The organism is Alteromonas aestuariivivens (assembly GCF_003367475.1).
In the GTDB taxonomy this organism is placed as follows: Bacteria; Pseudomonadota; Gammaproteobacteria; order Enterobacterales; family Alteromonadaceae; genus Alteromonas; species Alteromonas aestuariivivens.
Map to the genome: position 1 here is coordinate 63,398 of NZ_QRHA01000006.1, position 23,362 is coordinate 86,759.

General features: G+C 53.4%; 19 protein-coding genes. 9 read left to right on the plus strand and 10 right to left on the minus strand.

Features of this window, described 5'->3' with window-relative positions:
* Positions 1-4: 4 nt before the first annotated feature.
* Positions 5-2,089: a TonB-dependent receptor gene (locus tag DXV75_RS09215; RefSeq protein WP_115593124.1), complete on the minus strand. Its 2,085-nt coding sequence runs from the start codon at positions 2,087-2,089 to the stop codon at positions 5-7.
* Between the two features lie 165 nt (positions 2,090-2,254).
* Here DXV75_RS09215 and DXV75_RS09220 point away from each other — a divergent pair, with 165 nt between their 5' ends.
* Positions 2,255-3,580, plus strand: a complete 1,326-nt coding sequence (locus DXV75_RS09220) for an MFS transporter (RefSeq protein ID WP_181898394.1) — start codon at positions 2,255-2,257, stop codon at positions 3,578-3,580.
* 85 nt (positions 3,581-3,665) lie between these two features.
* Here the strand turns inward: DXV75_RS09220 and DXV75_RS09225 are convergent, their stop codons facing one another.
* The 3 genes from DXV75_RS09225 to DXV75_RS09235 form a co-directional block, all read right to left on the minus strand.
* Positions 3,666-5,126 (minus strand): mannitol dehydrogenase family protein, encoded by a 1,461-nt coding sequence (locus DXV75_RS09225; protein WP_115593126.1) that lies wholly within the window; start codon positions 5,124-5,126, stop codon positions 3,666-3,668.
* Between the two features lie 6 nt (positions 5,127-5,132).
* Entirely contained in the window at positions 5,133-6,548 is a 1,416-nt protein-coding gene (uxaC, locus tag DXV75_RS09230; RefSeq protein ID WP_115593127.1) for a glucuronate isomerase, read from the minus strand.
* Positions 6,549-6,670: 122 nt separating this feature from the next.
* On the minus strand, positions 6,671-7,693 hold the full coding sequence (locus DXV75_RS09235) for a LacI family DNA-binding transcriptional regulator (protein ID WP_115593128.1): 1,023 nt from the start codon (positions 7,691-7,693) through the stop codon (positions 6,671-6,673).
* Between the two features lie 267 nt (positions 7,694-7,960).
* Between DXV75_RS09235 and DXV75_RS09240 the strand changes: the two genes are divergently transcribed.
* Together DXV75_RS09240 and feoB are read left to right on the plus strand one after the other, a co-directional pair.
* Positions 7,961-8,194, plus strand: coding sequence for a FeoA family protein (locus DXV75_RS09240; RefSeq protein WP_115593129.1), 234 nt, complete (start codon positions 7,961-7,963; stop codon positions 8,192-8,194).
* Positions 8,195-8,233: 39 nt separating this feature from the next.
* Positions 8,234-10,048, plus strand: a complete 1,815-nt coding sequence (gene feoB / locus DXV75_RS09245; RefSeq protein WP_115593130.1) for a ferrous iron transporter B — start codon at positions 8,234-8,236, stop codon at positions 10,046-10,048.
* A 235-nt stretch (positions 10,049-10,283) separates the two neighbouring features.
* Here feoB and DXV75_RS09250 read toward each other — a convergent pair whose 3' ends face one another.
* The 5 genes from DXV75_RS09250 to DXV75_RS09270 all read right to left on the minus strand — a co-directional run bounded on the left by DXV75_RS09250 (position 10,284) and on the right by DXV75_RS09270 (position 15,054).
* The gene (locus DXV75_RS09250) at positions 10,284-11,462 is read right to left on the minus strand and encodes a heme biosynthesis HemY N-terminal domain-containing protein (RefSeq protein ID WP_115593131.1); all 1,179 of its coding nucleotides are present in this window, start codon (positions 11,460-11,462) and stop codon (positions 10,284-10,286) included.
* Positions 11,459-12,619 carry a uroporphyrinogen-III C-methyltransferase gene (locus DXV75_RS09255; RefSeq protein WP_115593132.1) on the minus strand — a complete coding sequence of 387 codons (1,161 nt, stop codon included), beginning with the start codon at positions 12,617-12,619 and terminating at the stop codon, positions 11,459-11,461. The genes DXV75_RS09250 and DXV75_RS09255 overlap by 4 nt, the downstream gene beginning before the upstream one ends.
* A 3-nt stretch (positions 12,620-12,622) precedes the next feature.
* Positions 12,623-13,336, minus strand: coding sequence for a uroporphyrinogen-III synthase (locus tag DXV75_RS09260; protein ID WP_115593133.1), 714 nt, complete (start codon positions 13,334-13,336; stop codon positions 12,623-12,625).
* Positions 13,337-13,339: 3 nt separating this feature from the next.
* Entirely contained in the window at positions 13,340-14,290 is a 951-nt protein-coding gene (gene hemC, locus DXV75_RS09265; protein ID WP_115593134.1) for a hydroxymethylbilane synthase, read from the minus strand.
* A 92-nt stretch (positions 14,291-14,382) separates the two neighbouring features.
* Positions 14,383-15,054 (minus strand): alpha/beta fold hydrolase, encoded by a 672-nt coding sequence (locus DXV75_RS09270; protein WP_115593135.1) that lies wholly within the window; start codon positions 15,052-15,054, stop codon positions 14,383-14,385.
* Between the two features lie 199 nt (positions 15,055-15,253).
* Between DXV75_RS09270 and gmk the strand changes: the two genes are divergently transcribed.
* The 5 genes from gmk to trmH all read left to right on the plus strand — a co-directional run bounded on the left by gmk (position 15,254) and on the right by trmH (position 19,730).
* Positions 15,254-15,901 (plus strand): guanylate kinase, encoded by a 648-nt coding sequence (gene gmk / locus DXV75_RS09275; RefSeq protein WP_115593136.1) that lies wholly within the window; start codon positions 15,254-15,256, stop codon positions 15,899-15,901.
* Positions 15,902-16,081: 180 nt separating this feature from the next.
* The gene (gene rpoZ / locus DXV75_RS09280) at positions 16,082-16,354 is read left to right on the plus strand and encodes a DNA-directed RNA polymerase subunit omega (RefSeq protein ID WP_115593137.1); all 273 of its coding nucleotides are present in this window, start codon (positions 16,082-16,084) and stop codon (positions 16,352-16,354) included.
* A 136-nt stretch (positions 16,355-16,490) separates the two neighbouring features.
* Positions 16,491-18,599, plus strand: a complete 2,109-nt coding sequence (gene spoT / locus DXV75_RS09285) for a bifunctional GTP diphosphokinase/guanosine-3',5'-bis pyrophosphate 3'-pyrophosphohydrolase (protein WP_115593138.1) — start codon at positions 16,491-16,493, stop codon at positions 18,597-18,599.
* Positions 18,600-18,619: 20 nt separating this feature from the next.
* Positions 18,620-19,006: a RidA family protein gene (locus DXV75_RS09290; RefSeq protein WP_115593139.1), complete on the plus strand. Its 387-nt coding sequence runs from the start codon at positions 18,620-18,622 to the stop codon at positions 19,004-19,006.
* 4 nt (positions 19,007-19,010) lie between these two features.
* Entirely contained in the window at positions 19,011-19,730 is a 720-nt protein-coding gene (gene trmH, locus DXV75_RS09295; RefSeq protein WP_115593140.1) for a tRNA (guanosine(18)-2'-O)-methyltransferase TrmH, read from the plus strand.
* Positions 19,731-19,796: 66 nt separating this feature from the next.
* On the opposite strand, the gene DXV75_RS09300 is transcribed toward trmH, so the two are convergent.
* Positions 19,797-22,463: a glycoside hydrolase family 3 C-terminal domain-containing protein gene (locus DXV75_RS09300; RefSeq protein ID WP_115593328.1), complete on the minus strand. Its 2,667-nt coding sequence runs from the start codon at positions 22,461-22,463 to the stop codon at positions 19,797-19,799.
* Positions 22,464-22,647: 184 nt separating this feature from the next.
* Here DXV75_RS09300 and DXV75_RS09305 point away from each other — a divergent pair, with 184 nt between their 5' ends.
* Positions 22,648-23,283 carry a peroxiredoxin-like family protein gene (locus DXV75_RS09305; RefSeq protein ID WP_425451694.1) on the plus strand — a complete coding sequence of 212 codons (636 nt, stop codon included), beginning with the start codon at positions 22,648-22,650 and terminating at the stop codon, positions 23,281-23,283.
* Positions 23,284-23,362: the final 79 nt, after the last annotated feature.

A 23,362-nucleotide genomic window follows, 5' to 3' on the forward strand; every position in this document is an offset into this window, starting at 1 on the left:
TTACTTACCAGTTGTAAAGCCAGTTAATGTTAACGGTGCGGCCGCGACCGGCAAAGTTGCGATTGTCGCCGCCAACGGTCTGGGCGTAGTAGGTAAAGTAGAACTCATCGAGCAGGTTCTCAATTCCCAGCGAAAAGCTGCCAGCCGATTGAGTGTCCAGATTGATGCTGGTGCTCAGTAAGCCATAGCCGTCAAAGTTGTTGATGGGGTTCTGGTTAGTGTCTACGCGCTCATCAAACAGCTGGCTCCATTGCAGACGGCTGGTGAGCATTGGAGTCCACTGCTGGTCCCAGAACAGGTTCAGCCGACGGGGTGCTATGTTGCGGCCGCCCAGCGACTGATCCACCACACCGTCGTTGTTGCTGTCGTATTCACCATTGGTATCGGCGTAGCTGAAACCTACACTGGCCTGGTGGTTAATTGCATAGGTCGCACTGGCTTCCAGGCCATCAATTTCGGTCTTTTCACGCATGACAGAGTAGATGCCTTCTGCATCGGCCGACAGGCGCGCACCTAAATCCGAGTCGGAACGGAAATAGCTCAGATTCAGATTGAGTGATTTGCCGGCGTATTCTATTCCCACTTCCTGGTTGTCGGCGATGACCGGCTGCAGGTCGAGGAAACTGCTGACACTCAGTCCGGGCTGGTTGATACCGCGTAACACCCGCCCTACATCCGGCATACTGAATCCTTCAGAATAGCTGGCAAATACCCGCCACTGATCATTGATGGCGTAGACCGCCCCCAGGTTGGGTAACAGATCGTTGAAAGAAGGCTCGCCGCCAGCCACAAAAGTGCTGTCGTAGGCAGCCAGGGTGACAAAATCATCCACCTTGAGTTTGCCGTACTCATAGCGCACGCCTGCGCTGAGGGTCAGGCCCTGGTGCTGGTATCGTGCCTGGGCATAGGGGGCCCAGTTGACAAACTCGGTGTCCGGTACCCATTTGCGGCCAGTTTGTGCCAGCTCCTGAAAGGTGGTGTCATTGAGGAAATCCACCCCGGCGCTAACGTCTATCGGGCTGCTGGCTACATTGCGCCAGTTCAGGGTAAGGCGCGACCCGTACTTACGCGAATCGTTACGGGACTGGTCGAAGATATTGTCGCCAAATGCCGGGTCCTGGAAGGTGGCGTAACGGCCACCGCCATACAGCGCGGAAAAGTCCTGCAGAAACAGCTGCCAGGTCAGGATGGCGCCGATAATATCATCGTTTTGATAGGTCAGGCTGCTGGTGGTTACTTCGTTTTCCGGCGCTTCACCTTCGAGACCGCCTTTTACTGAAACTGCCGGAATGCCTTCTGCCCGGTCGCCATCAACGGAACCAAAATCGCCGTGCCCGGCCATATTGAAATGGTTGATCATCAGTTCGACGGACTGTGTGTTGTTGAACTGGTAGCCAAGTTTGCCGAACAGGTCATAACTGGTTGAGTCCATGGTGTCACCCTGTACGCCGTCCACCCCAATCAAATCGCCGTTACCGTCAACGTACACGCCAGTGTCCCTGGCCTGGGCTCCCAGCACCAGACGCCATTTGTCCTGGCTGTGGGTTAGCAGGTAGCCGGTTTGATAGGACATGCCGTCAGAGCTGTTGCTGGTGGGGGCCATCACACCAGCGGTAACCTGCTGGGAAGTGCCCTGCTCAGCAGACTTGGTTACGATATTGATGATACCACCACTGGCACCCATGCCCTGGATGGCGCTGGCGCCGTGGATAACCTCGACTCGCTCAATCATGAAAGGGTCAATGGTATAAGCTGCGCGGGAACCGTTGCGCAGAGGGTTTGACTGGGGAACGCCGTCTATCAGGTACAGAGGCTCCCGTCCTCGCAGGGTTTCACCCGCGCTGGTGAGTTTTTGCCGAGAGGGTGAGAATGCCGGGATCATGTTACCCAGTATATCCGACAGTGACTGACTGACGTTCAGTTGCTGGCGAATGTCATCGCCGCTGATAACCGTAATGGTCGATGGAATGGCGCTTTGCGCAATCGGCGCGCGCGTTGCAGTAATTTCAATAACCTCAATGGCTTGTTGAGCGTATGCCGGTGCAGTGAGTGTGGCGGCAATCAGAGCAGTGCGAGTTGAATTCAGCATGACTTTCCAAGTTCTTGTTTGAATATGCAAATGATAATGATTATCAATTGCGCATTCAAGTGGAAAATTGTTCTTTTGATTGTGCCTAATTTGAAAAGGCGTACAGATGAATGCTCTATACTGAAGTTTCTTAAGGTTGTGACTCGCCAAATTTAAGGAATGAATATGCGCAGTGCCGTGCTTGCTCAAGTGCAGGATCAGCTCAACAACAGTGAGATCACCCCGACCCAGTGGGTCGTTTTTCTGATTGCATTTCTGCTCAATGTACTGGACGGTTTTGATGTGGTTGCCATGTCTGTGGCTCTGCCATCTCTTACGGCAGAGTGGCAGATTTCCCCTACCCAGAAAGGCTACATTCTGAGTGCGGCACTGGTTGGTATGACGTTAGGTGCCATGCTGCTGGCACCACTGGCAGACGCCTATGGGCGCCGCAGGCTGATATTGTTTGCCACTGTAAATACCGCATTGTCTTTGTTGCTCACTGGCCTGATCCCGGAATCTGTAACTTTGCTTATTGTGGTGCGATTTTTATCCGGGATAGGTATCGGTGTGATTTTTGCGAACACGGCAGCGATCGGCAGCGAGTTTGCGCCCCAGCGGCTGCGCAGTGCGGCGGTTACTTTCATTATCATGGGTTACCCTTTCGGTGCCATGCTGGCGGGCCCGCTGGCGAATGCGATTATTCCCGTCCAGGGTTGGCAGATGCTGTTTATCTATGGCGGCCTCGTTACGATGCTGATGGCTGTATTTATTTACTGGGGTTTGCCTGAGTCGGTCGAATATCTGGCTTCAAGCCGTCTTAATGAACAAAAGCGTCTGTTACTTATAAACCGGGTTCTTCAGCGAATGCGGTGCGCACCATTGCATTCGCTGCCTCCCGCTGAGATTGGCGAATCCAAAGCGGGGCATGTGCGGAATCTGTTTGAGCAGGGCTTAACCGCAACTACACTGCGTATCTGGGCAATCTACTTTATGGGTTTTTTGTCGGTTTATTTTCTGCTTTCCTGGATCCCCACTCTGTTCGTAAATAGCGGTTTTTCCCGCAGAGAAGGCATTGAGGCCCTGACCATGCACAACCTGGGCGCGGTTGCAGGAATTCTGGTGATTGGCCTGCTCAGTACCAAAATGGCACTGGTACGCCCTGTGTGTGGGTATTTTGCCGGAGCGGCCATGCTGATGGGCTTGTTGTATCTGCAGCAGCCCCGTGATTTGTATCTGCTCAACGGGATGATCTTTGGAGTCGGTTTTTTGCTGCAGGGTGCCTTTGCAGCCATGTATGCGGTGGCAGCCCGTGCCTATCCGGCTGGAGTGCGGGCGACAGGGCTTGGCTGGGGTGCGGGACTTGGCCGGACAGGCGCAATTCTTTCACCGGTTGTGGCGGGCTATCTGGTCAATACTCAATGGACCATGTATCAACTGTTCCTGCTATTTGCCGTACCTTTGTTACTGGCGGGGCTGCTGGTTCTCAAGGTGCGCCCCTTTGACACATAGCAAGGGGCGCACTTTCGTAGCGTTCAGATTTATCCTGCTGGTTTACAGTTAATACGATGTCGCTACCTCAGGAATACTGCTCGCATCAAAGCGCTACCAGGCAATCATTCAGGTTGTCACCAGTGATTTCTGAAAGGCGTCGAAGCTGTTGAATTACAGACTCGCGAAATGCGCCATTCTCGCTCAATTCAGCAAAAACCTGCTCCAAATCAAGGATGCGGTTGGCCAGCTCTTCTGTCTCGCCCTGATGCTTTACGGCCAATCCGGTCAGTGTTTCAGACATGGGGTCGGTGAGTGTTGCTCCCTGCTTAATCTGCCGGGCGATAAACAGGATCCAGGCAGCAATGGGTACACACAGCTTCTGAATGCTTCTCCCTGCTGTAAGGTTGTCGCGAATGGTGTTGAGAATGCGTACGGGCAGTTTTTGCGAGCCGTCCCAAGCAATTTGTGCCAGCAGGTGCCTTATGTGTGGGTTGTGGTAACGCTGGATAATGGCTTGAGCATACGCGTCCAGATCAATCTGGCCCACAGCCTGGATGGACGGCAGAATTTCTTCTTTGAGCAGCGAACTAATGAAGCCTTCGATGGCAGGCTGGCTAATGGCACTGTAAACGGTGTCCAGCCCTGCAAGGCTTCCCACGTAAGCGAGGGTGGAATGAGTGCCATTCAGAATGCGCAGTTTGGCTTTTTCAAACAGGCTGACGTCACTGGTAAAGGTGACGCCCACTTTGTCCCACGCTGGCCGCGGGCCGCTGAATTTATCTTCGATGACCCATTGGGCAAAGGCTTCCCGTTGAATTGGCCATGCATCGCTGAGGCCTGTCTGAGCTTCGGCCAGTTGCAGCAAGGCTTCGTCGCTTGCCGGAGTGATGCTGTCAACCATGGTGTTGGGAAAGCAGATGTTCTGCCCAATCCACTCAGCCAGGCTCGCATTGGAACAGGCGACAAAGCTGATTACCGCGTCACGCAGTTTGCTGCCATTGTCCGAAAGGTTATCGCAGCTGATGATGGTGATAGGTGGTAAACCGCTCTGTTGCCGCAGTCTCAGTGCTTCGGCCAGCAAACCAATGGCGGAGACCGGAATGCTTGGGTTCTTGAGGTCGGCAACGATATCTGGGTTGGAAAAATCCAGTGTGCCATTGCTGTTCAGGCAATAGCCTTTTTCTGTAATGGTCAGCGAAACGATAAAGGTCTCTGGACTGCACAGGCAAGCCATCACTTCTTCACGGTCCTCATCCAGCACCAGCACGTCATCTATCGCGCCTACGATCCGGGTGTAGGGCTCCTCATCCAGAATCACTAGAGAATACAGGTTGTCCTGCGAAGCCAGTTTTTCCTTCAATGAACGGCTGCGCATGGATACCGCTTTAATACGCCAGTTGCCACCATAAGCCATTGCAAGCTCTGTATACACCGCCTGGTGACCACGGTGAAACGCTCCCGGCCCAATGTGCACAATGCCACAGCCGGTGGTTGCGAGGTTGTAGGGCGGTAGCTTTACCGCTTTATTCACCTGGGCTAACGAATTCAGGTTTAATTTCGTCATACAGAATTACCCCAGCTTGTAGGCTTGCTTGGCCAGTTTGTAGGTGAGCTGAACGGCCAGCTCGGCAGCTTCCTGTTCACTGAGGCGGTGTTCCACCACCAGTTGGGCCAGAAAGCGGCAATCAATGCGGCGGGCGACGTCGTGGCGGGCGGGTATCGACAAAAACGCACGGGTATCATCGTTAAACCCTACCGTATTGTAGAAACCGGCGGTTTCGGTTACCTGGTGACGAAACCTGAGCATCCCTTCCGGGCTGTCGTGGAACCACCATGCCGGGCCGAGTTTCAGGCTCGGGTAATGGCCCGCCAGAGGCGCCAGTTCCCGGGCATAAACGGTTTCGTCCAAGGTGAACAGTATTATGCTGAGGCCGGGCTCGTTCCCGTATTTGTTGAGCAATGGCCTGAGCCCGTTGACGTAATCGGTCTGCATAGGGATGTCATGCCCTTTATCGCGGCCAAACTGGGCAAACAGGGGCTGGTTGTGATTGCGAAATGACCCTGGATGGATCTGCATCACCATGCCGTCTTCCACGCTCATGCCGGCAAGTTCGGTGAGCATCTGGGCACGAAACAATTCCTGTTCTTCGGCACCGGACTCGCCGCTGATGACCCTGGCATAAAGCGCCTCGCACTGGCTTGCAGAGAGGTCGGCGGTAGCGGCGGTCGGGTGGCCATGATCCGTGGCGGTAGCACCGTGCTGGCGAAACACTTCACGGCGCTTTCTGAGGGCATTCAGGTAGCCTTGCCAGGTTTGGGTGTCTTCGCCGGTCAGTTCGCCAAGTGCTGCGATGTTGGCAACGAAATCTTCTCGTGAGGCATCAACCACATCGTCGGGGCGGAATGTGGTTATTACCCGCTTATCCCACCCTGTGCCCTTGAGGGTGCCGTGATGGGTCAGCGGGTCCAGCGCACCTTCAGTGGTGGCAATAACCTCGATATTAAAGCGATCCATCAGTGCGCGGGGTTTGAACCCGGGTTTTGCCAGTTCGGCGGTTATGTGATCGTAATAAGCCATGGCATTGCCAGAGCAGAGCATGTCTGTAAGCCCGAAAACCTGTTTGAATACCGTATCGAGCCACAACCTCGAAGGGGTTGCGGCAAACAGGTAGTAGTGATCGGCGAACAGCTGCCAGATTTTTTTCGGGTCGCGCTCGGTGTTTCCGCCGTCCCAGCGCGGAATGCCGAGGCTTTCCAGTGCTATACCCTGGCTGTAGAGCATGCGAAACACGTAATGGTCGGGGGTAATGAGCAGTTCGGTAGCGTTGCCAAAATTGTTGTCATAGGCAAACCAGCGGGGGTCTGTATGGCCGTGGGGGCTTATTATCGGCAGGTTGCATACCGACTGATACAGTGCCCTGGCGATAGCCCGGGTTTTTTCCTCAACCGGAAACAGACGGTCATCATGAAGTAATATTGGGTGCATAGTACTCTCTGGCTTTGCGAAGGATCTGCGCTTTCAGTGCGACTAAAGTTAACCCTATTTTTACATCATTGCCACCGGTGGCACAAGTCGGGGGATCGTAAATATTTTTGACTCCACTGGCTTTATTTCGCTGTTTTGCGGGTGGATTCTCGGATGATCAACTGCGATCTTACCTGGTAACTGTCGGTTTCCACATCTGCGGAATTTTCAATTTTGCGAATAATTTTTTGCGCTGCAAGCGATGCCATAGCTGCGACCGGTCGCCTGACTGTGGTCAGTGAGGGAATCATCCTCGATGCCAGCAAGTTGTCATCGAAGCCCGCGACCGACAACTCATCAGGTACGGCAATGCCCATTTCGTGTGCGACCCGCAATACACCGGCCGCCATTTCATCATTGTTGGCGAAAATCATTCGTGGGCGGGGTGTCATCTGTAACAGACTTCGGGCACCTTCAACCCCACTTTTATACGTATTATTGCCTTCAAAAATGTGGCTTTGAGGTACTTCTCCTCCCAGCGCAGCCAACGTTTCGGTCAGTCCCTCCAGGCGCTCTGCCGACGAGTGGTAGTGCATTGGGCCGGTGATGACGGCGATACTGGTGTGCCCCTGCGAGACCAGATAGCGCGCAAGTTCACTGACTGCTGCGCGATCATCCGACACCACAATGTTGGTGTGATCATCCAGGTCCAAAGAGGCCAGGCGCACATAGTGTATCTTTCGCTGTCGAAGCACGGCGGCCAGCGCAACGGATTCTGACAACGGAGGAAGAATAATCACGCCATCGATGTTGGAGCGCTGGACAAAAGAAACGCATTTTTCTGCGTGGTCGGCTGCGCCTGAGTCACACGGATGCACCACCAGTTCGTAACCGCTGCGGGCACAGACATCGAGTGCGCCACGTTGGATCTGGTCGATGAACAGGGCATCTGAATTGTCGTAAATCAAACCCAGCAGGTAGGAACGGCTGGCAGCCAGCCCTCTGGCTTGTTTGTCCGGTGAAAAACCCAGCTCATCAATGACCCTTTGAATGTTCCGGCGAGTGGATTCGCCCACATTGCTGGCGCCATTAATGACCCGCGACACCGTGCGCTTGGATACACCGGCAAGACGGGCTACATCGTTGATGGTAGGGCGTTTTTCCATGACCAGCTCATTGAATTGGGGAAAACCATTTTAAAGGTGCCAACGTAAAAGTACACGATTTGAATGCATTAGCCAGCCTGAGTAACGAAATCTCTGCGACTGCCAGGGAAAACCGCTTTCGATAGCTGGTGGTAAGCGCTGAATTTTGGTAGCCTGAATGGAAATGATTGCTATTTCATTTTCGAGGGTGGCGTATAACGCCGGTGAGTTATGGAAAGTACGGTATAAACTCGCCCTTCGTCGTTTAATCAACGTTGAGAAAATACAATGACTTTGTGGGAATTGTCGAGCAAACAACAGGCCAGGGTTACCTCTATTCACCAGAACCTGTGTGACAATGTCATGTTGCGCCTGTCTGAAATGGGCATTGACGTCGGCAGTGCCATTCAGTGCGTCCGAAAGGGGCCGTTGGGCGGTCCGATTGTCATGCAGTTGGGTGGTTCTGTATTTGCTATCGAGCAGGACCTGGCATCCAAGATCCAGATCGAAGTTCAGCCCTGAGCCCGCAGTAGTTCCAATTCCAGAAGGTAAGTATTCCGCATGCAGCGCATTTTAATGGTGGGTAAACCCAATTCGGGTAAAAGTTTGTTGTTCAACCAGCTCACCGGATTACGGCAGAAAGTGGCGAATTACCCCGGCGTAACCGTTGAGGTGAAACGGGGCCGGTGTGAAGAGTTTGAGGTAGTTGATTTACCCGGAACCTATTCATTGAGTGGGCTGACCCGTGATGAAGAGATCGCGGTGGCTGAAATCAAGCGGGCGGTAGAAAGTGAGGATACCGCGCTGGTTTTGTGTCTGCTGGATGCAACCCGCCTTGAGCGTAGCCTGGTAGTGGGATTGCAGGTACAGAAGTTGGCCCGCGAACACAATAAATCTGTGCTGTTTGCCCTTAATTTTATTGATGAAGTCCGGCGCTTTGGTGAAGACATCGATACCTGGGCGCTGAGTGAAGAACTGGGTAGCCCGGTGGTGGCGCTGTCTGCCCGTACCCTCGACGGCTTGCACGAATTCAAACAGACCATGCTGGAAATGGCCAGGGCACCGCAGCTGCACCGGGTCTCCCACAGCGACTCCAGCGCAGAATCCACGGTCAGGCGCAGCCGCGAACTGGCCTCGAAATTTGGCATTCAACTGGACGTGGTGCTGAAAAACCAGAACAGCGTAGACCGCTTCCTCCTCAACAGCTGGTCGGGAAGCCTGGTATTTCTGGCGGTGATGTTTGTGTTGTTTCAGAGTATTTTTACTCTAGCAGCGCCACTGATGGATGGTGTCGAAGCCTTGATAGGTGACACGGCTGTGGGCTTTGCCGCGCTTTTGCCAGAAGGTGTTGTGGCAGATTTCTTCAATGACGCCATATTCGGCGGTGTGGGTTCATTTCTGGTTTTTGTGCCGCAGATTATGGTGCTGACGCTGATAATCGGGCTGCTTGAAGACAGTGGATACCTTGCCCGGGCTGCGCTGATGTGCCACCGGCCCCTGAGCTTTGTAGGGTTATCCGGGCGAAGTTTTATTCCCTATCTGTCTGGCCATGCGTGTGCGATCCCGGCCATCATGGCTGCGAGAACCATAGAGTCTCCCCACAAGCGCTTGATTACCATGATGACGATTCCGTTAATGTCATGTTCTGCACGACTGCCGGTATATGCCTTGCTGATAGCCGTTCTGGTGCCGGCCAATGCCACATTTCTGGGAATGTTTAACCTTCAGGGGGCGGCATTTTTTGGCCTGTATCTGTTTGGTATCGTCATGGCGCTCATTGTTAGCCAGGTTTTGAACCGTTTACTGCCCAGAGATCTGGAACAGTCGGACATGCCGTTTATTCTTGAGTTGCCCACCTATCGCATGCCTCACTGGAAGCCTCTGATGCACAGGGTTGCCAACAGTGGCTGGATGTTCATCAAGCGGGCAGCTCCCATTATCTTTGTGGTTTCGGTTGGTATTTGGGTGCTGGGCTATTTTCCACTCAACTCAAGCCTGGAAAACTCCTGGCTGGGTGCAGTAGGCCATTATATTGAACCTGTTTTCGCTCCGCTGGGCCTCGACTGGCGATACGGTGTGGCCATTCTGATGTCGTTTCTGGCCAGGGAAGTGTTTGTCGGCGCTCTGGGTACACTGTTCGGTATGGACGACGCCGAGGACAACGTTGCCGGTCTGGCTGAAAAAGTGCAGGCAGATGGTCTCACCCTGGGTGCTGGTCTCGGACTGGTATTGTTTTACGTTGTGGCACTGCAATGTGTGGCAACGGTCGCCATGATTCGCGGTGAAACCGGCAGCAGCAAGTTGGCCTGGGGATTGTACGTGGCTTACGGCGTGATGGCTTACGCCATTGCGGTTCTTGTGAACGTACTGATTTAATCGAACCGGGCCTGCAAGCAGGCCCACAGAGTGTTGATAAAGTCTGGCTATTCACATTAAACACTCTGCAGACTGGAGACAAACGTAGCGAGCGAAGAAAGTGCAAGGAAAAAGTCGCCGAAAAACCGCAGTTTACAAATGGTAAATGAGGATTTTGAGAAGACTTTTGACGCCGTAATTTCAAGCGCAGTAGTTTGTCATCAGTCTGCGGGCCTGCAAGCAGGCCCAACTCCTGTTAGCGACTCTGGGCCAGTTCGATGCCCTGCTTGTACAGCGAAAGCGCCTGTACGGAGTCGTGTTGGCTTTCCCTCAAGTGTGAAAGCGCCATTAAATCTTCACTGTTTTCTGACAGCCTTACTGCACGCATCAGGGCTTTTTCCGCCAGTGCGGTGTCGCCTGAGTGAAGGGCTACATGGCCGAGGGTTGAAAACAGCTCTGCGTTTTGGTCGTCCTGCTTTATCCATTTTTCCAGCTGCCGGATAGTGGGAGACGGGTCACGCAACCTTAATGCCTTAAACAGCGGGAAAAGCAGTGGTTCAGGGCCTTTTTTCTGCCATTCGAGCAGGCAGTCCTGGGCATCATTGTGCATGCCCTGTTCGAGTAACTGCGTTACGTATGCAGCCTGATAGGCCGGATCATGGCGCATTTTACGCGGTAGGTCTTGCCAGTATTGCTTAAGGCCGTTAGCGCCCTCTTTACTGGCTATTTCAGCAAATTTCCCTTCGGCAACCTGTCTGGCCCATTTGACATAATCGTCCTTGAGCGGCTTTTTCCACTCGTGCAAGCGTTCGTGCAGCTGTTGCCACTGCCCGGCTGCTGCCAGAGATTCTGCCTTCAGACGTACCACCTGGGGGTGCGTTTGCTGAGAATCACCCAGCCCGTTAAGCAGGCCAAGCGCGTTTTCGGGTTGCCCGGCGTCCAGTTCCATGCGCGCCAGTGACAGGGTCGCAGCAACCTTCGAGTTTGAATACTCGGCGGCCTGCTGTAACAAATAGCGTACCCGCTCGGGTTTGCGCTGGATGCGCGCAACCTGTGCGGCGGCAAGGTAGTTGATGCCGTCAAAATCGCCGTCGGTGGTAGCCATCAGAGCATTGCGTGCATCCTCCAACTGGCCTTCTGCCAGCGCCTGCAGGCCACGGTAAAAGGCGCGCTGGCGCTTTCGTTCACTGCGGCTGCCAAACCATTGGTGGGAGCCACGGAATAAGCCAAAAAAGCGTCTCAGCAGGCGGCGAATGACCCACCATGCTATGGCAGCAACGAACACAGTAATGGCAAGGCTGACAACGCTCATTTCAATAACCAGGTTGCCCATGGAGATCAATACGTAGCCTTTGTCGCCAATCAGTTGGGGGGCAATCAACATGGCCAGCAATACCGCAGCGAGCACCAGCAGGGCAATGATAAGCCGCTTCATAACGACAATGCCCCCTCACCATAGGCCTGCTTTACCCGGGCATCGACCAGATCCTGCAAAGGTTTCTGGGCCGCGAGTTCTGTCGGTAACGACTCGCTGATATCGGTAGTGAGCAAATTTTGCAGGCTGCTGACGAACCCGCTGACTTGACTGTTCTGCAGGTCATACTGTTCAATCACAATCTTCATTGCGCTTTGCAATGACTGCTCATACAGTGCGGCTTGGGCGCCGATAGCAGCGGACTGGGCCTGCATCAGGTTGAGTTTGAGCTGTTCCTGCAGCAGGAATTCCTGGCGTGCATCCAAAACGGGTTCAATGGGCGTATCAACCCGCCTTACACTGATAAAATCCTCGACTAAAGAATCCCATACACTGAGCAGGTTTTGCTGCCAGTCACTGACAGAATCCGAAACCTCGCTGGTTGCCTGCGAGCCGGTATCGACCTGATGTTCGTAAGCCGCCACAGGCAGGTTTTCTACCTGTGAAATCATGCCGGAAAGGGCCAGGGCGACAGAGGTACGGGAAACCGGATTGATCTGGCTGATTGTCTGGATGTCCTGGGCTATCAGTGCGCGTATGGGCAGCACCGAGGGGTCGTCGAGTTCCTTAAGGCGCTGGTCGGCATTTTGCAGCAGCATGCGAGCGGTGCGCAGGTCTTTTTCCAGCCATACCTTGCGACCCGCCATACGAACCAGATAATCGGCTTCCGCCAGCAGCCAGTCGGACGGGCGGTGGCCGTCGAGATTATTGATCTGGCCCAAGGCCAGTTCGGTCTGGCGGCGCAGCGATTCAGTGGTCGCCATGAGTTCATTTACTGCTTGCCCTAACTCAGCTTTACTGCTTTCCAGGCTGGCGAGTTGTTGTTGCAGACGGCGGTTTTCCTCATCCAGTGCTGCCATTCGCAACTGTTGGTTTTGTTGCGTTTCGAGCAGTGCCTGGTTGTTGTCCTGCTTGTGGGTGTAGTACCAGTAGCCTGCTGCTCCGAGCGCCAGTGTCAGCAGGAGGGTAAGCAATAACACCGCCCACAGGCCAAATGTCTGTGGTGACGGGCTTTGCTCTACAGGCTCAGAAATTGGTGTGTCTGGCGAGGTTGGCTCGGTGCCCTGTGCCGGTACAGGGGCTTCATTGTCGGTGGCCTTGTTGTCGTTATCGACCATGCATTACTCCCAATTCTCCTTAACCCAGTGTATCAGTGCAGTGTCGCTGGCGCCTTGGCATACCCCGACCCGCGCCACCCCGTTTGCTTTTACAGTATCAGCCACCCGATTGCTGACCGCCAACCAGGGAATATTGAGCAACGGAGCAGCAGGATAACTATCAAACATTGATTGGGCCATTTCTGCACTCGTGGTAATAATGCCTTTTACATCAGGCCATTGCCAATCATTTGTGGTAACAGGAGAGGGTAACATTTTGCGAAAATACACCGGCATTTCGACAACGGTGTTACCGCCTGCCCGAAGTGAGTCCGCAATCAACGTTCGCCCCTCTCGCCCCTTAATGATAACCAGTGTCTGGCCTTTTGCCTGTTTAAGTTGCGCTGTTTCAAGCACGCCTTCGGAATCCTGGCTGGCAGGAACAGTAACCATATGGCCTGCCGTTCTCAGTAAAGCGGCGGTACTGGAACCCACGGCGATGAGAGTAGGTGAGGTTTCAACCCTAAGTGAGAGAGTAAGAAGTGCCTCGGCGGCGAAGGTGCTGGTAACAATCAGCGTATCGACGTTGCTGGCAGCCAGAGTTTGCCGTAACTGCTCAATCACTTCTGAATCAAAGCGGATGTCCAGAGGGGCAACACCCGTCACGGCCAGCCCGGCGGCACGAAAGGCCGCTGTACTGGTTTGCAGTTTGGGAGCCGGGCGGGTGAGCAGATACATGGCTTAGTTGTGCAGTGCGGCGAGAATACTGCCAGCTCCCTGGGCAAGCAGGCTCTCTGCCACAGATACGCCAACCTGTTCAGCGTCGGCAACAGCGCCACTGGCTTTGGCAAACAGCAGTTCAGAACCGTCGGTCTGGCCTACCATGCCGGTGAGTGTCAGCGTATTGCCTTCAAGGGTTGCAAAGCTGCCGATTGGCACCTGGCATCCCCCTTCCAGACGTGCATTCATGGCTCTCTCAGCCGTGACCCGCCAGCCGGTTTCAGGGTGGTGCAGGGCGCTGAGCAGTTCAATCAGCTGTGTATCGTCATTTCGGCATTCAATCCCCACTGCACCCTGACCAACCGCAGGTAACGAGATGTTGGCAGGCAATTGCTGACGGATCCGGTCCTGCATGCCCAGACGAATCAAACCCGCTGATGCGAGAATGATGGCGTCGTACTCGCCGTTGTCGAGTTTCGCCAGCCGGGTGTTGACGTTACCGCGCAAATCCCTGATTTGCAGATCCGGGCGATATTTGCGCAACTGACACTGGCGACGCAGGCTGGATGTACCCACCACGGCACCCTGTGGTAAAGCGTCGAGCTGGTCGAACTGGTTGGAAACGAACGCATCAAAAGGGTTTTCCCGTTCGCATATGGCGTGCAGGCCAAATTCCTGCGGGAAGGTTACTGGCACGTCTTTCATGGAATGCACCGCAATGTCAGCACGCCCTTCCAGCATGGCAATTTCCAGTTCTTTGATGAACAGCCCTTTGCCGCCAATTTTGGCCAGTGGTGTATCGAGAATTTTGTCGCCCTGGGTGCTCATAGGCACCAGTTCAACCGAAAGCTGTGGATGGTGGGCGAGTAACTGGTCGCGAACGTATTCGGCTTGCCATAGTGCGAGTGCACTTTTGCGGGTGGCAATTCGAATGGTTCGGTGGCCGCAAAGGGAATCCTGAGGTTGGGTCATAACTTACCTGACAGTAATGCAATTCGGAAATAAAAACGTATTTTAGCGCTATTCGTGGTGATAGCTCCAGTGCCGGCCTTTGCCGGCACCGTTTAGGCCAGCACGGTTTGCAAAAACGCGCTGATGTCTCTGAGTTCCTGCAGGCAAACATTGTGCTGCATGTGGTAGGTACGCCACTCGGCGTTAAATCCGTTATCGGCGAAGATTTTGTAGGCCGCCTGGCCGAGGAATACCGGAACCACCTCGTCCTGCTCACCGTGGGCCATGAGTATGGGGGTGGACTTGTTGGTTGCGATGGCTTCTTCGCTGAGTTTGTCTGGTTCGCTGAGGTAGGTCGATAATGCCATAACCCCGGCGAGTTTCCTGTCCAGTCGCGCTGCCAGGTGCAGCGCAATCACTCCGCCCTGGGAGAATCCCGCCAGTACAATGCGCTCGCTGCTTATCCCTTTCGCTATCTGGGCGTCGATAAGGCGTTCGACCTGGGCGGCGGACTGGCGCACGCCTTCGGCATCCGCGCGGCTGTTGAAGTCCAGTGATTTGATGTCGTACCAGGCCCGCATGCGCATCCCGCCGTTGATGGTGACCGGCCGTTCCGGCGCATGGGGAAAAACAAAATGCACATTCATGCTTTGTGGGAGTTTAAGTTCCGGTACAATGGGAGCAAAACCGTGGCCGGAGTCACCCAGGCCGTGCATCCAGATTACGCAGGCGTCTGCTTCGCCAGCGGGTGAGACTTCGACAAAAGGCAATAAAGATTCAGCCATGCAATGAGCTTTCCTTTGAGTTTTCTGTTTGGTGGACCCGGGCGACCGCTGCTGAACGGGGGAAGCCGGTTACCGAAACCCAATCTAACTGGCCGGTTGACGACGAATTACAGGCTTCCCTGTACCCTGGTGAGTGCATACTATGCTACCATTGCCGTCTGAAATGACCACCACCTGAACGATAACAACAACCTATCTTATGGCTTCACTACTTGGCAACCTGTTTATTCTTGCTGCTCCCTCCGGAGCAGGTAAATCCAGCCTGATAAAAGCGTTACTGGAAAAGCATCCTCAGCCTGAGCGTTTCCCAATGCAGGTTTCGGTGTCTCATACCACACGGGCCCCCAGGCCGGGGGAAACAGACGGCGTTCACTATCATTTTGTCAGCCATGAAACCTTTGAAGCGTTGATCGAACAAGGGGTGTTTTTTGAATACGCCGAAGTGTTTGGCAATTATTACGGCACTTCAAGGGTGACCATCGAGCAAACCCTGCACAAAGGAATTGACGTATTTCTGGATATTGACTGGCAGGGCGCCCGCCAGGTTAAGGCGCTGATGCCGGATACCTGTACGGTATTTATTCTGCCCCCATCGCTGGAAGTGTTGCAGCAAAGGTTGACCGGCCGGGGCCAGGACAGCGATGAGGTGATTGCCGGGCGTATGCGTGAGGCGGTGTCGGAAATGTCTCATTATGACGAGTTTGACTATGTGATCATCAATGATGATTTCACCGATGCACTGGCGGAACTGGAATCCATTGTGATGGCCCAGCGCCTGCGGTTGAACAAACAGCAGTTGCGCCATGCTGCCCTGGTTCAGGGGTTGCTGGGCAACAATGAACGCTGAACGCCCCGGATTTGCTAGAAAAATACACAAATTACTAGGACACAAATGGCTTGTGCTATATACTACGCGGCCGTTTTTGTATAAATACCCATGGGTTTGAAAGCCGCTGGCTTGCCCGGCCCGGTGAATCGGGCATACTATTGTGGGTAACTGTCGCTCATTTTCACTTCGGAGAATTACATGGCTCGCGTAACTGTAGAAGACGCCGTTGATAAAATTGGAAACCGTTTTGACCTGGTTCTGGTTGCTGCACGTCGTGCTCGTCAAATTGCTACTGAAGGCAAAGAGCCAATGGTGGATGTTGCAAACGACAAACCCACTGTTACCGCTTTGCGTGAAATCGAAGAAGGCCTGGTGGATGCCAGCACTCTGGAGCGGGATGAAATCCGCGAACAGGAAAAGCAGGAGCGCGTTGAATTCGCATCTGTGGCGAATATTCTGTCAGAACAGTAAACCACGCTGCTTGTAAAAAAGTATAAACAAACGCCAGTGAGCACTTTTGTCGCCACTGGCGTTTTTGCATTGGCAACGAAACTGTTTCTTCGTATTCTGTCTGTTCTTTTTTAATTAGTGGATCCCAGCTGTCGCCGTGTATCTGTTTGAAGGTCTGAAACAAAAAATTTCTGAATACTTGCCACCAGACCGTGTGCAACTGGTTCAGGACGCTTTCGTTCTGGCCCATGAAGCTCACGATGGTCAGATGCGCTCAAGCGGTGACCCTTATATCACCCACCCTGTTGCTGTGGCAGGGATTCTGGCTGATATGCATCTGGATCATGAAACCCTGATGGCCGCCCTGCTGCATGATGTTATCGAAGACACTCATTACAGTAAGGACGATTTGGCCGATGCCTTCGGCGATACGGTAGCCGAACTGGTGGAAGGGGTCAGTAAGCTCGACAAAATTGCGTTCAGCACCAAACAGGAAGCGCAGGCGGAAAATTTTCGCAAAATGATGATGGCCATGGTGCAGGACATCCGTGTGATCCTCATCAAGCTGGCCGATCGAACTCACAATATGCGTACTCTCGGGGCTCTGAGGCCGGACAAACGCCGCCGTATTGCACTTGAAACCCTCGAAATTTACGCTCCCATTGCCCATCGTCTGGGTATTCACGACATCAAGAACGAACTCGAAGATCTGGGCTTTCTCGCCATGTACCCTATGCGGCACCGGGCGCTGAGAACCGCCGTTAAACAGGCGCGGGGTAACCGTAGGGAAATTATTGACAACATTCGTGAAGAACTGTCCACCCGCCTTGATGAATATAAGATTTCTGCCCGGGTCGTGGGGCGCGAGAAGCATCTGTATTCCATTTACCGCAAAATGAAAAACAAGGAACTGATGTTCAATGAGGTAATGGATATCTACGCTTTCCGTATTGTGGTGGACTCGCTCGACAACTGCTACCGCTCGCTCGGTGCCATGCACAGTCTGTATAAGCCCATCGAAACCCGTTTCAAGGATTACATCGCCATTCCACGCACCAACGGCTATCAGTCGCTGCACACGTCGTTGATTGGCCCGCACGGTATACCGGTGGAAGTGCAAATTCGTACTGAGGCGATGGATCACATGGCAGATAAAGGGGTGGCAGCGCACTGGCTTTACAAGGAACCGGGCGACAGTGATACCACCGCTCAGTTGAGAGCCAGAAAATGGATGCAGTCGCTGCTGGAATTGCAGCAAAGCGCCAGTTCGTCTTTCGAATTTATTGAGTCAGTGAAAACCGACCTGTTCCCGGAGGAGATTTACGTCTTTACCCCGGACGGGCGAATCATAGAATTGCCAATGGGCGCCACTCCAGTGGACTTTGCCTATGCAGTGCATTCCGATGTAGGTAATACCTGCGTTGGAGTCAGGGTTGAGCGCCGAAACTACAGCCTCAGCAAACCGCTGGAAAATGGCCAGACGGTGGAAATAATCACCTCGCCCAAGGCTAAGCCGAATGCCAACTGGCTGAATTTTGTGGTCAGTGCCCGGGCCCGTACTCGCATTCGCCAGTATCTGCGTCGCCAGCACTCTGAAGAAGCGGTGAATATGGGTAACCGGTTGTTACGCCATGCGCTGGGCAGCGTAAAACTGGATGACATTCCCCAGCACGATATTGATCGGGTTGTACTGGAAACCAAGCACAATAACTTTGACGAGTTACTGGTGGATATTGGCCTGGGCAACGAGTTGAGTGCGATTGTAGCCCGTCGTCTGCTGGGTGAGTCCGAAGACCTGCCGGACAAAAAGGGAACCGTTGCCATACGTGGTACTGAAGGCCTGTTGGTGCATTATGCGCGTTGCTGTCACCCTATCCCAGATGATGAAATAGTGGCGGTACTCAGCCCCGGCCGGGGGATGGCCATTCATCAGACCGGTTGCAAGAACATTCGCCGTTTGTCCCGTGAAGAGCCTCAGCGGGTACTGCCAATGAACTGGGAACACGAAGCGCAGGGCGATTTTAAGGCCTCTTTGCGCATTGAGTTGTTTAATCATCAGGGCACGCTGGCCACACTGACAAATATGATTTCCGGTTGCGATTCCAACATTGTGGGTCTGCAAACCGAAGAGAAAGAGAGTAATATCTATTTTATCGATATTGAACTGACCACCCACAATCGTGTGCATCTGGCCCGCATCATGCGAAAAATCAGAAGCATGCCACAAGTACAAAAAGTATCGCGGCACAGTCAGTCCAAACATTAAAATCAACAACAGGATACATTATGTCCAAAGCCATTATTCAAACGGATCGTGCGCCACAGGCGATTGGAACTTACAGCCAGGCAGTAAAAGCCGGAACTACCGTGTATTTGTCCGGGCAAATCCCGTTGGTTCCAGAAACCATGGAGATGGTTTCCGAAAATTTTGCCGAGCAGGCTACCCAGGTGTTTGAAAACATTAAGGCCGTTTGTGAAGCGGCTGGTGGAACCACCAACGATATGGTGAAGGTGAATATATTCCTGCTCGACCTTGCTCACTTCGCCACGGTTAACGAAATTATGAGCAAGTATTTCAACAAGCCTTATCCTGCCCGCGCTGCCATCGGTGTTAAAGAGTTACCGAAGGGTGCACAAATCGAAATCGACGGGATCATGGAACTGCCGGAGTAAAATCATGTCGCCAGAACGTTATCAGCGCATCAGGGATGTGCTGGCCAAACGGCAGACGGATCTGACGGTATGTTTGGAAAATGTGCACAAACCCCACAATGTGTCTGCGGTGGTGCGAACGTGCGACGCTATTGGCGTTCACCGGGTGCATACCGTGTGGGAGCAGCAATACAAGCTACGCGGTGGCACTGCGATGGGCAGTCAGCAATGGGTTCGGGTCAACAACCATGAATCTATTGGGGACGCAGTCAGCCACCTCAAGCGCCAGAATATGCAGGTGCTGGTTACGCATCTGTCTGACAGGGCTGTGGATTTTCGTGAAGTGGATTACACCAGGCCTACCGCCATCCTGTTCGGGCAGGAAAAGTACGGTGCCACCGATGAGGCTATTGCATTGGCGGATCAGGACATTGTGATCCCTATGGTAGGTATGGTGCAGTCGCTGAACGTGTCTGTAGCGGCAGCGCTCGTATTGTATGAAGCCCAGCGCCAGCGCGAAGAAGCGGGCATGTATAACAGGCAGCATTTACCTGAAAAGGAATGCCAGCGCATTTTGTTTGAAGGGGGCTACCCAAGATTACAAAAAATGTGCAAGCAGAAAGGCATTCCTTACCCACCCATAGATGAGCAAGGCCTGATTGCCGCCGATGAGAGCTGGTGGCAGCAAATGCAGCTTACTCCAAAAGCACTGGCAGCGATTGCCGCTGACGAAGCTTTCCGATAATGGAATGATGTAAGGGGCCGCAACTGCGGCCCTGATTTTTGGTGCTTTTTGACCAGAGCAGTTGGTTCACTGAATGGTAACCACCGAAGTCTGAATTTTGCCCTGCCCCGCATACCCCGGCTGACCGTCGCCGATACTGATTTTCAGTGCGCCGGTATAAGGTTGTTTTTTCCCTTTTTCATCTATGTAAACCAGTTCATTTGCCGGAATGTTAATGCTGACCTCCTGCGACTCGCCGCCATTAAGTGCGCTGCGGGTAAAGCCCTTCAGTTCTGTATTCGGAACCCGAACCGGTGCGTCAGGCATTTGCACATATACTTGAGTGACCTGCTCGCCGGCGATGTCACTGAGATTACTTAGCGTTACGGTTAGTGTCAGATCCTGCCCCCTCTCAAGCGTTGAGGGGGCCTTAAGCGCTTCATAACGGAAATCGCTGTAGCTCAGCCCGTGGCCGAAGGGATATAGCACCTCACCGTCGAAATACTTGTAGGTGCGGTTTTCCATGTTGTAGTCGTCAAACGGGGCGAAGCCCTCCAGATTCCTGTAAAACGTCACCGGCAAACGCCCGGACGGATTGGCTTCTCCCCATAGGATTCTTGCCAGCGCAGTACCCGTAGCCTCACCTGGGTAGAAGGCCTGGACAATCGCGTCTACATTTTCGTTCTCCCAGTTCAGTGCCATGGCACTGCCGCTGAAATTGACCAGCACCATGGGTTTGCCGGTTTTATGCAGTGCCTGAATCAGTTGCTGCTGCACATCGGGTAAATCGATGTCTGCCCTGTCGCCATAATTGAACCCTTCCAGCTTTACCGGCATTTCTTCGCCCTCGATACGCGGTGAAATGCCTGCGGCTACCACAATAACGTCAGCGTATTGGGCGGCCGTCAAGGCTTCTGCAAGCAGGTCGCGGGACTCATTCACCCACTCCAGGGCCCAGAACTGGTCAGTCATTGCCGCCGTGTTTTCCATTAAATCGTTGATAAACAACTGCTGTACACGAATCTCGTATTGCACGCCTGCCTGCAGTGGTACCGCAGCGGTTACCCTTTCACCGTCCAGGTAAAGCTCGCCCTGGGTATTGAAGCGATAACTGCCAGATGTTTTGGGTATCAGCAGGCCAGACCATACAGCCCCAAAATTGCCCAGCACCTCATCGTTTACCGGGGAGCGTTCAAAGTAAAAACTCATGCTGGTTTCGACGCGGGAAGCCGAAGGAGTCTGTGCCCAGTTGGCAGAGCCGCGCAAGTTGGTGAAATCGGAAACTGGCAGGCGCTCAACCGCATAGTAGTCGGCGTTCAGGCCGGGTTGCAGATTTCCGCTGGTGTCTTCATGAAAGAGTACGGACCTGTCCAATACCTGCCAGTGGCCATAAACATCAGCGATGATGGGGCTGCCTGGCGCGTAAGTGACATTGTCGGCACCAACCTGTTTGATGATGCCCTGAAGGGGCGTTACCGGCTGGGTGGGCAGACCGTTGTAATTGCCCAGCAATACATCCTGGTTGGTGGCGTTGGGGCCGATGACCGCAACTTTTACCCCGGTTTTAAGAGGTAAAATGCCGTCGTTTTTCAACAATACTAAGGACTGCTCTGTAGCTGTTTGCGCCAGTTTAAGGTGAGCGTCTGAGCTGACAGAATCCAACGGAATTTTACTGTAGGGAACGCGATCCGGTGCATCAAACAGCCCTAATTTGAATCGGGTCATAAACAGTCGCTCTACCGCTTGATCGATGAGTTCTTCGCTGAGCAGCCCTTTTTGTACTGCCCAAACCAGGTTGGCAAATACACTGCGTCTGCCGGTGCCGCAGTTAAGATCTGTTCCTGCGGTGACCGCCCAGGCTGCGGCAACGGCAGGGGAGCGCACTACGTTATGAGCTTCGGTATCGAAAAAGTCTGCGATGGCACCGCAGTCCGACATCACATGTCCGTCGAACTGATATTCTCCACGCAATATCTCTTTCAGCAACATTTCACTGCCGCAGGCGGGAGAGCCGTTAACGCGGTTGTAGGCGCACATAACGGCTTCAACATCGCCTTCCACAATGGCTTTTTCAAACGCAGGCAAGTAGGTTTCGTAGAGGTCTTTGGGGCTGACCACATAATTGTCAGAATGGCGCGAAATTTCCGGGCCATTGTGCACCGCAAAATGTTTCGCGGTGGCGGCCGATTTTAAATAGTGTTCGTCGTCACCTTGCAGCCCGTGAATAAACTGCACCGCCAGTTCGCCGGTGAGGTAAGGGTCTTCTCCGTAGGTTTCCTGGCCTCGCCCCCAGCGTGGGTCTCGGAAAATATTGATGTTAGGGGACCAGTATGTCAGGCCGGTGTAGCGATAGCGTGCGTCGTGGCTGGCAAAGTAATGGTGTTTGGCGCGGCCCTCATCAGATATGGTGCTGGCCACATCAAACAGCAATTCGCGGTTCCACATGGCCGCCATACCGATGGCCTGCGGGAATACGGTGGCGTGCCCGGCACGGGCAACGCCGTGCAACGCTTCGTTCCAGTAATCGTAGGAAGGAATGCCAAGTCGCTCGATGGCCGGGGCATCGTTGTACATCTGGCCCACTTTTTCATTCAGCGTCATGCGTGAGACCAAATCCCGAACCCGCGTTGGCATATCAAGGTCATTGTTCTGGTATGCAGGAGCTGAATCAGAGCCGGTTTCACCGGAAGGCTGGGAAGTGCTGCAGGCACAAACGGACAGAGCAATAACCAGGCTGATTAACGATTTTTTCATGGGCAACGTTCTGTATATTTTGGTTATATTCAACATACGTGACAGCCCGGCGGACTCAATGAGGTTACTTTAAAACGTAACGATGAAGGTAAAAATTGTGAATCCGAATGTCAGGCTGAGCAGTTTGAAAGAAATCCTACCCTGATTCGGTCTAAGTAACGCAATTCAACAACCGAGAACCACTATGAAAAAAACGTTTATGTCTGTTCTGGTCGCTATGGCCGTGCTTGTATCCTCGCCGCTTGCCCGTGCAGCCACAGATCTGGCTGACAACGCAATGGAAGTAAAGCCGCTGCTGAACGGCATGAGTATCCCGCCGATAACTGTGAAAATGGCTGATGGTACTCCGGTCAGTCTCCAGGCGCTGGTGATGCAAAAGCCAACTATTGTGCTGTTTTACCGGGGTGGCTGGTGCCCCTATTGCTCACGTCAGTTGGCGGGTTTGAAAGATATTGAGGCCGATTTGGTTGAGCTGGGCTATCAGGTACTGGCCATCTCACCGCAATCTGTAGCAATGTTGCAGGAGCAAAAACTGGAGACCGAATTTGCAGTGAACCTGTTGTCGGATGAGAATCTGGACGCCATTGCAGGATTTGGAATTGGTTTTTACCTTGATGAAGACACAGTGGCTAAATATAAAGGCTACGGCATTTCATTGACTCAGGACAGCAATGGGCGAGCGGTGCTTCCGGCACCGGCAATCTTCTTTGTAGACCAGAAAGGAGTAGTGCAGATGAGTTACGTAAATCCGGATTACAAAGTCCGGCCATCTGCGGATCTGGTTTTGGCCGTTGCCAAAGCGTTGCGGGCGGAAAACTAGTCCGGACACATTGTCAGTGTACCTACCCGCCGGCATCGGCCTATAATGACGTTTTTGAGTACAAAGAGGGCGAGATTTG